Source organism: Aquimarina sp. 433 (genome assembly GCF_054054605.1).
Genome location: NZ_JBSWZK010000007.1, coordinates 27,008 through 40,935 on the forward strand (window position 1 = coordinate 27,008; position 13,928 = coordinate 40,935).

At 33.3% G+C, this 13,928-nt stretch carries 14 protein-coding genes; 13 read left to right on the plus strand and 1 reads right to left on the minus strand.

Annotation, left to right across the window (positions count from 1 at the left end; all coding sequences use genetic code 11):
- The first annotated feature begins 10 nt into the window (after positions 1 to 10).
- The 10 genes from ACWNT5_RS14855 to ACWNT5_RS14900 all read left to right on the plus strand — a co-directional run bounded on the left by ACWNT5_RS14855 (position 11) and on the right by ACWNT5_RS14900 (position 7,203).
- Entirely contained in the window at positions 11 to 604 is a 594-nt protein-coding gene (locus ACWNT5_RS14855; RefSeq protein ID WP_299606879.1) for a DUF4291 domain-containing protein, read from the plus strand.
- A 12-nt stretch (positions 605 to 616) separates the two neighbouring features.
- Positions 617 to 1,573, plus strand: coding sequence for an ADP-ribosylglycohydrolase family protein (locus ACWNT5_RS14860; RefSeq protein ID WP_456517782.1), 957 nt, complete (start codon positions 617 to 619; stop codon positions 1,571 to 1,573).
- A 256-nt stretch (positions 1,574 to 1,829) separates the two neighbouring features.
- Positions 1,830 to 2,309 carry a macro domain-containing protein gene (locus ACWNT5_RS14865; RefSeq protein WP_456517783.1) on the plus strand — a complete coding sequence of 160 codons (480 nt, stop codon included), beginning with the start codon at positions 1,830 to 1,832 and terminating at the stop codon, positions 2,307 to 2,309.
- Between the two features lie 19 nt (positions 2,310 to 2,328).
- The gene (locus ACWNT5_RS14870; protein ID WP_456517784.1) at positions 2,329 to 3,291 is read left to right on the plus strand and encodes a DUF1152 domain-containing protein; all 963 of its coding nucleotides are present in this window, start codon (positions 2,329 to 2,331) and stop codon (positions 3,289 to 3,291) included.
- Positions 3,292 to 3,293: 2 nt separating this feature from the next.
- Complete coding sequence (locus tag ACWNT5_RS14875) at positions 3,294 to 3,809, plus strand: O-acetyl-ADP-ribose deacetylase (RefSeq protein ID WP_456517785.1); 516 nt, start codon at positions 3,294 to 3,296, stop codon at positions 3,807 to 3,809.
- Between the two features lie 88 nt (positions 3,810 to 3,897).
- On the plus strand, positions 3,898 to 4,314 hold the full coding sequence (locus ACWNT5_RS14880) for an ADP-ribosylation/crystallin J1 (RefSeq protein WP_456517786.1): 417 nt from the start codon (positions 3,898 to 3,900) through the stop codon (positions 4,312 to 4,314).
- Entirely contained in the window at positions 4,301 to 4,852 is a 552-nt protein-coding gene (locus ACWNT5_RS14885; protein WP_456517787.1) for an RNA 2'-phosphotransferase, read from the plus strand. The genes ACWNT5_RS14880 and ACWNT5_RS14885 overlap by 14 nt, the downstream gene beginning before the upstream one ends.
- Positions 4,852 to 5,859, plus strand: coding sequence for an ADP-ribosylglycohydrolase family protein (locus ACWNT5_RS14890; protein WP_456517788.1), 1,008 nt, complete (start codon positions 4,852 to 4,854; stop codon positions 5,857 to 5,859). Before ACWNT5_RS14885 ends, ACWNT5_RS14890 begins: the two co-directional genes overlap by 1 nt.
- A 58-nt stretch (positions 5,860 to 5,917) precedes the next feature.
- Positions 5,918 to 6,469: a 2OG-Fe(II) oxygenase gene (locus tag ACWNT5_RS14895; protein WP_456517789.1), complete on the plus strand. Its 552-nt coding sequence runs from the start codon at positions 5,918 to 5,920 to the stop codon at positions 6,467 to 6,469.
- On the plus strand, positions 6,466 to 7,203 hold the full coding sequence (locus ACWNT5_RS14900) for a metallophosphoesterase family protein (protein WP_456517790.1): 738 nt from the start codon (positions 6,466 to 6,468) through the stop codon (positions 7,201 to 7,203). Before ACWNT5_RS14895 ends, ACWNT5_RS14900 begins: the two co-directional genes overlap by 4 nt.
- 4 nt (positions 7,204 to 7,207) lie before the next feature.
- Here the strand turns inward: ACWNT5_RS14900 and ACWNT5_RS14905 are convergent, their stop codons facing one another.
- Complete coding sequence (locus ACWNT5_RS14905; RefSeq protein WP_456517791.1) at positions 7,208 to 9,631, minus strand: T9SS type B sorting domain-containing protein; 2,424 nt, start codon at positions 9,629 to 9,631, stop codon at positions 7,208 to 7,210.
- Positions 9,632 to 10,347: 716 nt separating this feature from the next.
- On the opposite strand from ACWNT5_RS14905, the gene ACWNT5_RS14910 reads away from it, so the two are divergent.
- From ACWNT5_RS14910 to ACWNT5_RS14920, 3 genes are all read left to right on the plus strand, one after another.
- Positions 10,348 to 11,469, plus strand: coding sequence for a hypothetical protein (locus ACWNT5_RS14910; RefSeq protein ID WP_456517792.1), 1,122 nt, complete (start codon positions 10,348 to 10,350; stop codon positions 11,467 to 11,469).
- A 104-nt stretch (positions 11,470 to 11,573) separates the two neighbouring features.
- Positions 11,574 to 13,019 (plus strand): nicotinate phosphoribosyltransferase, encoded by a 1,446-nt coding sequence (locus ACWNT5_RS14915; protein ID WP_299606894.1) that lies wholly within the window; start codon positions 11,574 to 11,576, stop codon positions 13,017 to 13,019.
- Between the two features lie 219 nt (positions 13,020 to 13,238).
- The gene (locus ACWNT5_RS14920) at positions 13,239 to 13,907 is read left to right on the plus strand and encodes a Crp/Fnr family transcriptional regulator (RefSeq protein ID WP_343913540.1); all 669 of its coding nucleotides are present in this window, start codon (positions 13,239 to 13,241) and stop codon (positions 13,905 to 13,907) included.
- The last annotated feature ends 21 nt before the right edge of the window (positions 13,908 to 13,928 follow it).

Consider the following 13,928-nt stretch of genomic DNA (forward strand, 5'->3'; position numbering starts at 1 on the left):
AGAATTGAAGATGGGAAGAGTTCAGGAAATACGAGCAAACTATGATAGAGAAATAATTACAGTGTATCAGGCATATAGTAAAGCGATTGCCTTACCTGCAATTCAGAATAATAAGTTCGAAGCTCCATTTTCTTTTCATAGAATGACTTGGATAAAACCTTCCTATTTATGGTTAATGGCTAGAAGTAATTGGGGAACAAAATCCAATCAGGAATATATTCTTGCCATAAAAATAACAAGAGCAGGTTGGGAGAAAGCATTGTCATTAGGGGTGTTGACGGATCCGGATAAAGCCATTTATAAAAACGGATCGGTATGGAAGCAAGCATTTGAAAATGCAAAAGTTCATATTCAATGGGATCCTGAAAGAACACTGAAAGGAGCCAAAATGGACATACGATCCATACAAGTTGGAATTGGTAGAGATCTAATCAAAGAGTATAATGAGGAATGGATCCAGGAAATAGTGGATTTGACTCCCTTGACACGGAAAATAAAAGATCTGATTAAAAAGGGAAAATATAAAGAAGCGAAAAGACTAGTTCCGGATGAGAAAGTGTATGCAGTATCTGAAAGTATACAACAGAACATTGGAATTAGGTAAAAATAAATAGAAATGAAAACAATGTTAGAACATATAAAAGGAGGAATATTTGGAATAGCTGTTGGTGATGCGCTGGGAGTACCCTATGAATTTTTGGATCGGGATCAAATGGATAAGAGACCTGCACGCGATATGATTGGTTATGGTACGCATAATCAACCGCCAGGAACTTGGTCAGATGATAGCTCGTTAACATTTTGTCTAATGGATAGTTTATGTAATGGATATGATTTGGAAGATATTGCATCCAAGTCTGCGGCTTGGTTCTATGAGAACTTATGGACACCTAGAGGTTTTGTTTTTGATATTGGGATTACAACTAAAAATGCGATTTATCAATATAAAAGAGGAATGACACCTGATTTATGCGGTGGATTAGATGAATACTCTAATGGAAATGGATCTTTAATGAGAATTTTACCGTTAGCTTATTATTTAAAGAAGGAAGAAGATATTGAGATAAGATATGATGTGATAAAAAGAGTTTCATCCATTACACATGGACATTTGCGCTCGATTTTTTCATGTTTTATTTATGTTGAGTATGCTTTATTACTGCTAAATGGACTTGATAAGTTTGAAGCATATGAAAATATAAAGCAACCCGTACTAGATTTTGCTAAGCAAAATGATTTCAATCCAAAAGAGATCACCCTTTTCTCAAGAATATTGGAAGAGGATATTTCAAAACAAGATCGATTTAATATCAAAGGTACAGGATACGTGTTGAGATCCCTTGAGGCAAGTTTTTGGTGTTTACTTACTTCAAATTCGTTTGAAGAAGCAGTTTTGAAAGCAATCAATTTAGGAGAAGATACCGATACTACTGCTGCTATCACAGGTGGTTTAGCGGGAATATACTTTGGATATAATAAGATTCCAGAAACCTGGAAATTTCAATTAGCTAGATTTGAAGATATCGAAAGTCTTATAGAACGATTTAGTTATAGTTTAGAAAATAGAAGTTGATTGAAGATATGATATTTGTCCTACTGAAATTTCAATGTAAAAAATGAAGTGAGCGAAACGTAAAATTAAATTTTTGTAAGACCTGAATGAAAATGAAAAAAAACTGTTTTCCTGTGAAAACTCCAAGTTCAAATAGTTCAAAAATGGTTTTAATTTAATTTAGAGAAGAGAACGACATTTTTAGTTGAAAATTCATAAGACTAGACTTTTTTGTTTCTTTTTTTGGCAATGAAAAAAAGAAAAATAAGAATAAAAAATGAAAACAATAACCTATATAAAAGGAGATGCAACAGTTCCACAAGCAAAAGGAACAAAGTTGATAGTTCATATCTGCAACAATATTGGTGGTTGGGGTAAAGGTTTTGTAGTAGCAATATCAAAACGATGGCCAGAACCAGAAAAAGCCTTTAGAGAATGGTATAAAAACCGAGCAAAAAATGATTTTCAGTTAGGAGCTATTCAAGTTGTACAAGTTTCTGATGACAAATATATAGGTAATATGATAGCTCAAGAAGGAATCAAAACCGCTAGAAGTAAAGGAGTTCCTATCCGATACGAAGCTGTGCAGCAATGTTTAGAGAAAATAGTAGTCGAAGCAAAAGAACTAAATGCAAGTATTCATATGCCAAGAATTGGTTGTGGATTGGCTGGTGGCAAATGGGAAAGAATGGAAACTATAATTGAAAAAACCTTATTGAAGAATGACTTAGATGTGTATGTCTATGATTTTGGTTAAAATTTAAACGAATAAAGCTATGTATACTTTAGATAAAATACCTTTTTTTCAGGAAATAGAAGGAAGTAATAATATTCTTTTAGCAGGAATGGGTGGTGGTTTTGATATTTATGCAGCAATACCACTGTACTTTAGTTTAATAAAACAAGGTAAAAAAGTAACGATTGCTAATTATTCATTTACCAGATTAAATGATACTTCGTCAGAATCAGTATTTCCATTTTGTTACAAGATAAGTCCAGGAGATCAGATTTACGCTTTCCCAAGATATTTTCCGGAGAAATATTTAAAGTTATGGTTTCATCTACAAGGAAATTTGGTGGATATCTATGCGTTTGAAAGAACTGCAGTACAACCCTTAAAAGATGCTTATCAGTTTTTAGTAGATAAACATGAAATAGATACTGTAATTCTTGTAGATGGAGGAACTGATTGTTTAATGTTTGGAGATGAAGAAGGATTAGGGACTCCTCAAGAAGATATTTGTTCTATGGCTGCAGTATTTCAGACCAAAGTTGATAAGAAATTATTATTGAGTGTAGGATTTGGTGTGGATCATTATCATGGAGTTTCACATTACAGATTTCTAGAAAATTTAGCAGAATTAGATAGAGAACAGGCTTATTTGGGGTCTTTTCAGGTATTAAATTCTATGGTTGAAGGTCAAAAATATAAAGAAGCTATTGATTTTGTAGATAGTAAAATGAAAGGAATGGAAAGCATTGTTTCCAATTCAATTATAAGTGCTTTAGAAGGAAATTATGGAGATTATCACAGAACATCAAGAACCAAAGGAAGCGAATTATGGATCAATCCATTAATGACTATTTACTGGAGTTTTAAGTTAGAAAATGTGATGAAGAAGAATACCTATTATGAATATATAAAAAACACAAATACAGTAGTAGAATTTAGAGCTAAGCTAGCTGACTATAGAAGAACGCTAGTGGACTATAGAGAAAAAAGACAAATACCTATTTAGAAATGAAACTAAAAGTACTACAAGCGGATATTACAACTTTTGAAGTAGATGCAATTGTCAACGCAGCCAATACTTCTTTATTAGGAGGTGGTGGTGTAGATGGAGCTATACATAGAAAAGGAGGAGTAGAGATTTTAGAAGCTTGTAGAAAAATCAGAGCAACACAAGGAAAGTGTAATCCAGGAGAAGCAGTTATTACTACTGCCGGTAATCTTATTGCGAAGTATGTTATTCATACTGTTGGACCAGTTTGGAATAATGGAGGAAAAGATAAAGAAGAGACTTTATCTAAATGTTATAATAATTCACTTCGATTGGCAGTAGAGCATAATTGTAAAACGATTGCTTTTCCAAATATCAGTACAGGAATTTATAAGTTTCCAAAAGAATTGGCCGCCAATATAGCTATTCATACGGTAACAAATGACCCGAATCTGACACATATGAAAGAAGTACTATTTGTGTGTTACGATGAGTTGAATTTTAAAATATATCAGAAAGTTCTAGAAGTGAACTAGCTTTTTTTATAAATAATCCTATAGCTAATGTTGTCATCCTGAGCTTGTCGAAGGGTTTTTAGGCAAAGAAAATAAGAACAACAGAAAAATGAAAACAAAAACTTTATATAGACCCGTTGGATTAAAAGAATTAGAGCTAATTCATCATAGTAACTGGAAGCAGTTTCCACCAAGATTGAATTGGCAACCTATCTTTTATCCTGTGATGAACGAAGCGTATGCTATAGAAATCGCTACTAAATGGAATTTGGATGATGAAGGTTCTGGATATTCAGGTTTTGTAACAGCATTTGATATGAATGCGGAATTTATTTCAAAATATAAGATTGAAAATGTAGGAGGACCGATTCATAACGAATTATGGGTTCCTGCAGAAGAGTTAGAAGAATTTAATGATCATATAGTAGGAGAAATTAGGATAACAAAAGCATATTTTGGAAAGAAATATGTCCATCCTGAAAATGAAGAATTAAAAAGAATGATTAGAACACATGAAAACAAATAATAAACAAATAAGTAAGTTTTTAAGCCTCATCCTTAGGCATAATCCTGGAAAAATAGGGTTAGTACTAGATGAAAATGGATGGGCAGATGTAAATGAGTTACTAGAAAAAGCGAATAAAGATCGTCATCAACTTACTCCAGAAATATTAAAAGAAGTTGTTGAAACGAATGATAAAAAACGATTTGCTTTTAATGATGATGAAACCAAAATCAGAGCGAATCAAGGGCATTCGATTAAGGTAGATTTGGAGTATACTCCCATAGAACCACCAGAATTCTTATATCATGGAACGGTAGGTAAATTTAGAGAAGCCATTAAAAAACAAGGTTTACTAAAAATGAGTCGACATCATGTTCATTTGAGTGAAGAAAGAGAAACTGCTACACGTGTAGGTGCAAGAAGAGGATTTCCTATCATATTATCAGTGCGATCAGGAGAAATGCATAGAAATGGAATCGAATTCTATCAATCAGATAATGGAGTTTGGTTAACGGATACCGTACCTCCAGAATATATTGAGTTTAAGACTTTAAAATAATGAATTTAGAAAACATTCTTTTAGGAATCGCAATTGGTGATGCATTTGCTGCGGGAGTTGAATTTCAGGATAGAAATTGGATTAGAGAAAATGTGGATTTCACTAAGTTTGTTAATGCTCGTGCAAAAATAAATGTACCTGAAGAAAAAAAAGTAAGATTTATTAGTAATTACAAACCTTGGGATTATACTGATGATACAGAGATGACATTGGGATTGATAAAAGCAATAGTTTCTAAAAGAAAGTTTTCCGAAGAGCTTTTAATAGAAAAATGGAAAGAAGAATATGATTTAGGAATCGAAAAAAAAGGTTTTGGAAGAAATGGTCATGGTTCAATGGACTGGTTTTATACTGGTAAGAAAACAATTCAGGAAATAAGAAGTTTTCAGAGGAATAGAAATAATCCTGGAAATGCACCAGCAATGAGATCAGTTCCTTTAGGATTGTTGCAAAGTGAAATTATTAATAGGTATTGCGAAATTAATGCAAATGCAACCCACCCTAACATCAATGCTATAATTTCAAGTCAATGTATTGCTCGAGCAACGGAATTTATTTTAGTCAAAAAAGGAGATCAAAAAGATGTTGTTAAATATTGTTTTGAAACTGTTGATTTAAATAAAGAATATGTTGATTATTTTAAGATGATAGATAAATTAACGTCGTATAAAAATCTTAAAGAATCAGACTTTCAGATACTATGCGGAAATCAACCAATTAGAAAACCTTATTTCCTTTCAGGAATCCGCGGGGTGCCATCTGACTCAAAATATACAACGGGTTCTGTATTATATATTTTGCAACATAGTAACAGTGCAATGGATGGATTGAAAAAATCAGTTTATTTGGGAGGGGATGTAGATTCGTTGGCTTCCATAGTAACTGGAATTTTAGCCGGACGCTATGGGGTTAGAAGTCTACCAAACTTTATGTTAGAAAATATTGAAGCAGAACTGTACTTAAAGAGAATTGCAAAAAAATTTGGCAAGTACTTACAAACTAATTAATAAAAAAGTATGGACCTATCAGGTTTTCAAAACCTCATAGGTCTTAAAATCGAAATAAATGATTAAAGAAGTACTACATCCGGAAATATATCTAATTAAAGAATTTCTAAGCAAAGAAAAATGTGATCATTTTATAGAGAAAGGAGAACAGGTTTCTTTTGAAGAAGCAAAAGTGGCTATAGATGGTAGGCAAGTTAAAATAAAAGGAATTCGTAATAATCAACGAATCTTATTCAAAGATCAGTTATTGGCGGATCAATTATGGAAAAAGATGGAGTCTCAAGTGGTTTCAACTTTAGGGAAGTACAAGGCGTGTGGACTTAATGAAATGTTTCGTATCTATAAATATGAAGAAGGGCAACGTTTTAAAATGCACAGAGACGGTAGTTATAAACGTAATGAGAAGGAATGTAGCTTCTTTTCATTTTTGATATATCTTAATCAGGATTTCGAAGGAGGAGAAACTCATTTTGAAAATGGTATTACTATCCACCCTGAGATCGGAGATGCTTTATTGTTTCATCATCCTTTACGACATGAAGGAAAACCAATTCTATCCGGAGAGAAATATGTACTTAGAACCGATATAATGTATAAGCTAGAAGAATGAGAACACTTGTAATTGGAGATATACACGGAGGTTATAAAGCATTGCTTCAAGTTTTAGAACGTGCCAACGTAACAAAAGAAGATACATTGATTTTTTTAGGAGATTATGTAGATGGTTGGAGTCAATCTGCAGAAACGATTCATAAACTGATAGAATTATCTAATACTAATGAATGTGTATTCATAAGAGGGAATCATGATCTTTGGTGTGGTTTGTGGTTGCAGAAAGGAGCAACAAACCCTGTTTGGCTTGCTAATGGGGGAGAAGAAACCATACAGAGTTATATCAGATCTGGCCACTTAGCTAATTTTGAACATAAAAACTTCTTTTTAAAAGCCCTAAAGAATTATCATATTGATGATCAAAATAGATTGTTCCTACATGCAGGTTTTACCTCAATGCATGGGGTAGATAGAGAAGAATATGAATCCAATTATTATTGGGATAGAACGTTGTGGGAAGCAGCATTGTTGGCTGATAAAGTCGACGAAAAGACATTAGATGATGTGTTAACAAGTCCAAAACGATTCAATCACTATAAAGAAATTTATATCGGACATACGCCCACAACAGATTATAAAAGAGATACTCCGATTAAAGCATATAATCTATGGAATATAGATACAGGAGCAGCCTTTACTGGAAAACTTACCATTTTAGATATCGATACCAAAGAATTCTGGCAGAGCGATCCACTACCAACCCTATACCCAGACGAAAAAGGACGTAATTAGCTCATTATCTTCTTAAGGTAAAATGACTTCTATAGGTTTCAGATCCATCTTTCAGTTCCGCTACGAACCAATAATCGGTTCCTGGCATAGGTGTGCCATTGTATATTCCATCCCATCCTTGTCCATTAGGATCTATTTGAGCAAGCAATCTTCCATATCGATCAAAAATAAATAAATCCATATCCGGTACGGTATTATCAGAAATAACATTCCAGAAATCATTAAAACCGTCATTGTTAGGAGTAAAAAAAGCTGGAAAACCTATAACGAGAATAGTAGCTGTAAGTTCGCCACATCCATCTGTATTTCTAACAGTTACTGTGTGAGTACCCAAAGAAACATTAGAAAAAAGGTTGCTGTCCTGATAAAATCCATTATCCAAAGAGAATTCATAAGGACCACTACCACCTGTTACCGTTGCAAGAATACCGTTTTCACTAGAAAAAAGTCCATTGGTAAGACTAAGAGATAACGACTCAGGTCCTTCAGTAAAATTAACCGTTACAGAAGCTTCTCCAGCACAAGTACCACCGGTATTACTCGTGTATTCAACTAAATATTCTCCGGGATTTTCTGTAATGAATGAAGAACCGGCAGCACCAGGAATAATTATTCCATCTATGCTCCAAACAAAGGAAAAAAGAGAAGGATCCAGATTTGTTTCTAAAATTGGAAACGATTCTCCATCAACAGGCTGTCCAGTCTCATCAATGCATATGGGTGAAGGAGTATCGAATACTACTTGCGGACAAAAACAGTCTGGTGCCATCACAGTTTCTGTGATCGAACAAGTACTTACAATTGAGGAGGTAATAGTGATAACAACATCTGTATCAAATGGGATATCGAAAATGATATTATTCGTCATATCTATGGTTCCTGCAGAGGCGGTAACCGAAATATTAGCTCCTGTTTGATAGGTAATTTCATAAGTGCCATTACTACATTGCGTAGTAACTGCAGAGATGGTAGGTAAGGGGACAGCTTGCACGGTAACTGTTGCACTGTCATTACCACATCCATTTCCAGAATCGATTGTATAGGTATAAATTCCATCAGGGTCCGTTCCAGGAGTAAATACACCGGTACCACTACTAAGTGTTGGAGACCAAGTTCCTCCGGTATCTGGTGTTCCTCCAAGAATAGTAAAGAGATCAATGGGAGCATCTGTTTCGCATATATCTAATGTTTCAGACTCTCCTGCATTCGGCGCACTAATTAATGTTACAGTTACATTGGCTGAATCATCAGGGCAGTTCGTTCCGGTAACGGTATATGTATAGATACCAGGAGGATCTACAGAAGGATCAAAAACTCCAGTTCCACTTGCCATTGGTGGTGTCCAAGTACCGCCAGTTGTAGGAGTAATTCCAGTAAGTTGCGTATATAAATCGATTGGTGTACTGGTTGGGCAAATATCTAAAAACCCATCCTCGCCAGCATTCGGAGAATCGGTTCCGGTAACGGTCACATCATCTGTTAAAGTTATTTGCTCACCATCACAATTGGTATATACAATCTCAGCAGTATAGGTAGTATCCGTGTTTGGACAAACACTGATAGTAGAGGTATCACCAATTTCCATTCCTGAAGAATCAAACCAAGAAATTTCATAATTAGGATCCCCATTTGGAGTAAATCTCCATGCTTCGTTACTAATGTCAAAAGGACCATCGGAGGTATTTCTACCAGGAGGAACAAAAGCCACAGTTCCTGGATTATTTTGTATTCCAATGACTGCATTTCCACTATTCCATGATGTACAAAAAGGTTTATCCTCTACATATACTTCGATAACATTGGTAGTTTCATAAAGTACCATCTGGAAAGTAGAGGTTAAGCTATTACAACTAGGGCTAAAATGAGCTACGGAAGAGTAGGAAACAACTAAAGTTCTACAAGGAGAAGTTCCTAATAATTCCCATCCAATTTCTGGAGAAGTACTGGTTATAGAGGGATCAATATCATGAGCTACTCCAAAAATATTAGCTTCGCCCAGAGTTGGATTCAAGTTTTCGGGTAAATCCTCATTAAATTGCCATTCATTACTTTGGTCTAAAGCATCCACTTCAAGTCGTATCACACCATTTGAACCAACTTGAATCTGATTATAAGTATCTCCAAAAAAACAAAAATTAAAAGGTAAATCGATAACACCTGACCAAATATCATCTACACCAAGACTTATAGGATTGGCAAGTCCTGTAAAAGGAAATGGAGGCGCATAAGGAACCGATGATACTTCGTAGCTAGTGGTAAGTCCGGTTTCTAAAAAATTTGCGGAAAGCTCTACACAAAGATTTGTGCAATCCGTGCTTTGATCTGGTCCAGCATCTAAATTAGGACATCCAGGAGCTTGACTATATATAGAAGAAAAACAAAGTAAAAAGCTAATAGTAATAGCTAACTTTAGGGTAAAGGTTTTCATGAATAGGAGTGGTTTTAAGATAATGTTGAGTTTTGTCGGTGAAAACTTCAATCAATCGGAGCGGAAATAAAGAGATATCATTGGTTTAAGTTTGTTTTATGAGTAATTAAGTATTTGCCTCTTTTGAAAAGGGTAAATACCATGTTCTAGTCAAAAAAATCATGTATGCTGCATATCCAACGACAGTAAATCCAGTTCTAAATCTGAGATATTCACCAAAATAGGCACATTGGTAAATCAGATTTCTAAAACAAGAATATGTAGAATAAAAGGGACGTATTCCATCATATTCTCTTATGCATATTTAAAAACGTTCGTAGGAAAGATTTTAGTGTGTAAGTTGTTTCTGTTACGAATTGTAAGGTTTTTCTAAGTCTTGATGTGTTTCTAATATGAAGTGTTTTTTTGATACTAAAAAAAGTGCTATTTATCTGATTTTTATGGTTTATTTGAAGGAATTGTAGAATATGAACTTTTTCTATTTAAGTCTAAATTAACTTTTTTAACACGAAATTAATGGTTGACCAATAAGTGTAAGAAATTCTTCAAAAGTAGGGTGGTTGTAAAAAAGTTAACATAGTTTCAAAATCTATTTAGTAGTCGCTTCTCGTGGTTATTAGCTTGTGAAAAATATAAGTTTAACTGAAAACAGGGTAGTTCTAAATTAAAATAATAAAGACTTTTATCCCTTCAAAAAAATAGAATACATGATAATCATGAAGCACTTAGTAAATACCGTAGATAAGAAGGCTATAAAGGGTACTTTGGTATGGTTTCTAAGTATTATTATATCTAATAGTATAAATGCACAACATATGGAAGATTTCATAGAATATGATTCCTTTATAATCGTTGATAAACCTCAGGAAAAGTATAAAGGTATTTACAAGGATGGAATACCGTACGAAGGATATTTTTCGAAAGGAGATTCAGAGTTTCCAAGGGTGGATTATTACGAAAAAGGAAAACCCAAATTTCAATATTCATTAGATATTTATCAAATGGCATTAAATGAGGAATCTGAAGAAATGGAAGTTACTGAAGAAATGACTGAGGAATCATACAATATGTATCTTAAAAATCGGTATAAACCAAAACTAAATATAAAATCAACCTATGAAAATGAAAAAATAGTTAATGGGTATCGTTATGAAGAAATAAAGTCAGGTTTATTGACAAGAAAAATAAAAAATGCTAAAACCATTGCTTTATTTGTGGATGTTTTTGCAATGCACTTTTATCAAAGAATTCATATCATTTTAGATGATGATCGGATATATATAAAGTCACCAACTATGGAAATGTCAGAAGGAAGCTTGGAACTACAGCTATACAGAGAAGATAATACCTGGATAACCAAACAAGAACTAAACCAAGAAACAATAGGATTATATTATTTTGTCATCGGAGAACCACAAAAACTGCTTTCTGATACTACATTTTTTATATACGATCAGGAAGGGAATACCTATGGTTACGGCTATAAAGAATTTGAAAATATGGGAAATGGGATGAATCTAATGGATATAAATAGTATGTATTTTAGTAATCCTGACATGTTTCGTACAAAGAATATAGAAACATTTTTTGAAGATTTTATAGACTTATATGTTGTTCAAATGTCGAAGGAAGAAGTAAGGCCAGAAGAACCTGAAATATACAAAGGTTATATACATACTGATGAAAACGCTGAAATTATAAAGGGAATTCGATTTTTTGAGAATAAAGGAGATATGTATTACGAAAAATACGGAAAGGGTGATATATTAGAGCATAAAAAAGTAAGCTTACTTGATTTTCAACATATATTCAAAACGTATCTAGAAAATAATCGTTAACTACATGATTTGTCACTTGATATTTATAAAAATATCACTAAATATTTCGGTGTTTTAAAATTAAAAACTATATTTGCGTATAATTAACGCAAAATAAATAAAATATGAATCCACTATTATTGACAGACGGTTATAAATTAGGTCACAAAGAACAATATCCAGCAGGAACTACTTTAGTGTATTCTAATTGGACTCCAAGAAAAAGTAGAATTGAAGGGATTGATCATGTCGTTTTTTTCGGACTACAATATTTTATAAAAGAATATCTTATTAAACGATTTAATGAGAATTTTTTCGATTTACCTAAGGAAGATGTTGTTTCAGAATATAAAAAATATGTAGATAATTATTTAGGTGTTGACTACGATGTTTCGCACATCGGTGAGCTTCACGATTTAGGATATTTACCAATAGAAATAAAAGCATTGCCAGAAGGTACTGAAGTACCAATTCGCGTTCCTATGTTCACCTTGGTAAATACCAAACCTGAATTTTTTTGGTTAACGAATTATTTGGAAACATTACTTTCTAGCATTATTTGGCAACCTTGTACGTCTGCGACTATAGCAAAGCAATATCAAAAGATTCTTAGCAAGTATGCTACGGAAACCGATAAAGAAAATTTAGAGTTTATAACGTGGCAAGGACACGATTTTTCAATGCGTGGAATGTCTGGTACTGAATCTGCTATTATCAGTGGGATGGGGCATGCTCTTTCCTTTTCAGGAAGTGATACCTTACCAGTCGCTAAAGCTTATGAATTATATTACAATACAGATGTAACAAAAGAATTAGTTATAGGTAGTGTAAATGCAACTGAACATAGTGTAATGTGCGCTGGAAGTAAAGACGATGAAATCGGAACTTTTAGAAGACTTTTAAAAACATATCCTACAGGAATATTATCAGTAGTTTCAGATACCTGGGATTTATGGAAAGTTCTCACAGAATATCTACCTGAGCTAAAAGACGAGATATTAAATCGAGATGGTAAACTAGTTATTCGTCCTGATTCTGGAGATCCTGTAGATATTATTTGCGGATGTGAACATGAAAATGAAGTTGTTGCAAAAGGAGTTGTCGAGTTGCTATGGGATGAGTTTGGAGGTACCATTAATGCACAAGGGTATAAGGTATTGAATCCTAAAATAGGAGCGATTTATGGAGATAGTATTACAATAGATAGGGCTACCCAGATTTGTGAACGTCTTAAAGAAAAAGGGTTTGCTTCTACTAATGTAGTTCTCGGAATTGGAAGTTTTACTTATCAATATAATACTAGAGATACTTTTGGTTTTGCCATGAAAGCAACCTACGTAGAAGTAAACGGAGAGGGAAGAGAAATTTTTAAAGACCCTATTACTGATGACGGTACTAAAAAATCTGCAAAAGGCTTGGTGCAGTTGTATGAGTCTGAAGGTCGAATTCATCTAAAAGATCAATGTTCTTTAGAAGAGGAAAAACAAGGATTACTAAAAACTGTTTTTAAAGATGGTAAGTTGATTATGGATGATAACCTTTCTACGATAAGAGAGCGAATAAAGCAGTAAAAATAGATTTCAACTAATAAACTCCCAAAAAATATATTGGGAGTTTTTTTATGGATAAGTTTAGGGTTTTATTCCAAAGAGCTGTTATATTATTAAGGAGAACAGACATTTTTAGCACGATATATTTTGTTAATTTTTTGTAAGGATTGATTTTGGATTACGACGTCTATTTTAATATCAATGCTTTGATACGTAACTAACTTATAAAAACACAACATCATGAGTGCAATTTGGTTTTTTGAGGATGCCAATCTCTTTAAGGTATTATGTCCTCATAAATTTAAAAATTACAAGAAAGATCACGATTTCGACGCCTACAAAAAAAGTGATTATATCTATTTTGAAGAAGACTCTGCTAACAAAGTGTATCTAATTGAAAAAGGGAAAGTAAAAATTGGATACTACTCCGAAGATGGAAATGAAGTCGTAAAAGCAATTTTAACTCGAGGAGAGCTTTTTGGGGAAAAAGCTATTTTAGGAGAAGATCGAAGAACGGAATTTGCTCAATCCATAGATAATACTACTTCTATTTGTCCTATTGGTGTGCAAACAATGCATGATTTAATGCGAGACAATCAAACATTTAGTTTGAAAATATATAAGTTTATCGGATTGCGATTTAAACGTTTAGAAAGACGTTTGCAACTTCTTCTGTTTAAGGATACCAAAACAAGGTTATTAGAGTTCTTAAATGAGCTTAAGGAAGATTTTGGTTATTGTTGTCCAGATACTGGAGATACTGTTATTCATCATCCTTATACACAAAGAGATATAGCTAATCTTATAGGTACTTCTAGGCCCACTTTAAACATTCTTATGAATGAATTAAAAGAATCTAATAAAATTGATTTTAATAGAAAGGAAATCCGTTTAAAAATTGTTGCTTAATGTTAGCTACCTAACATTTTA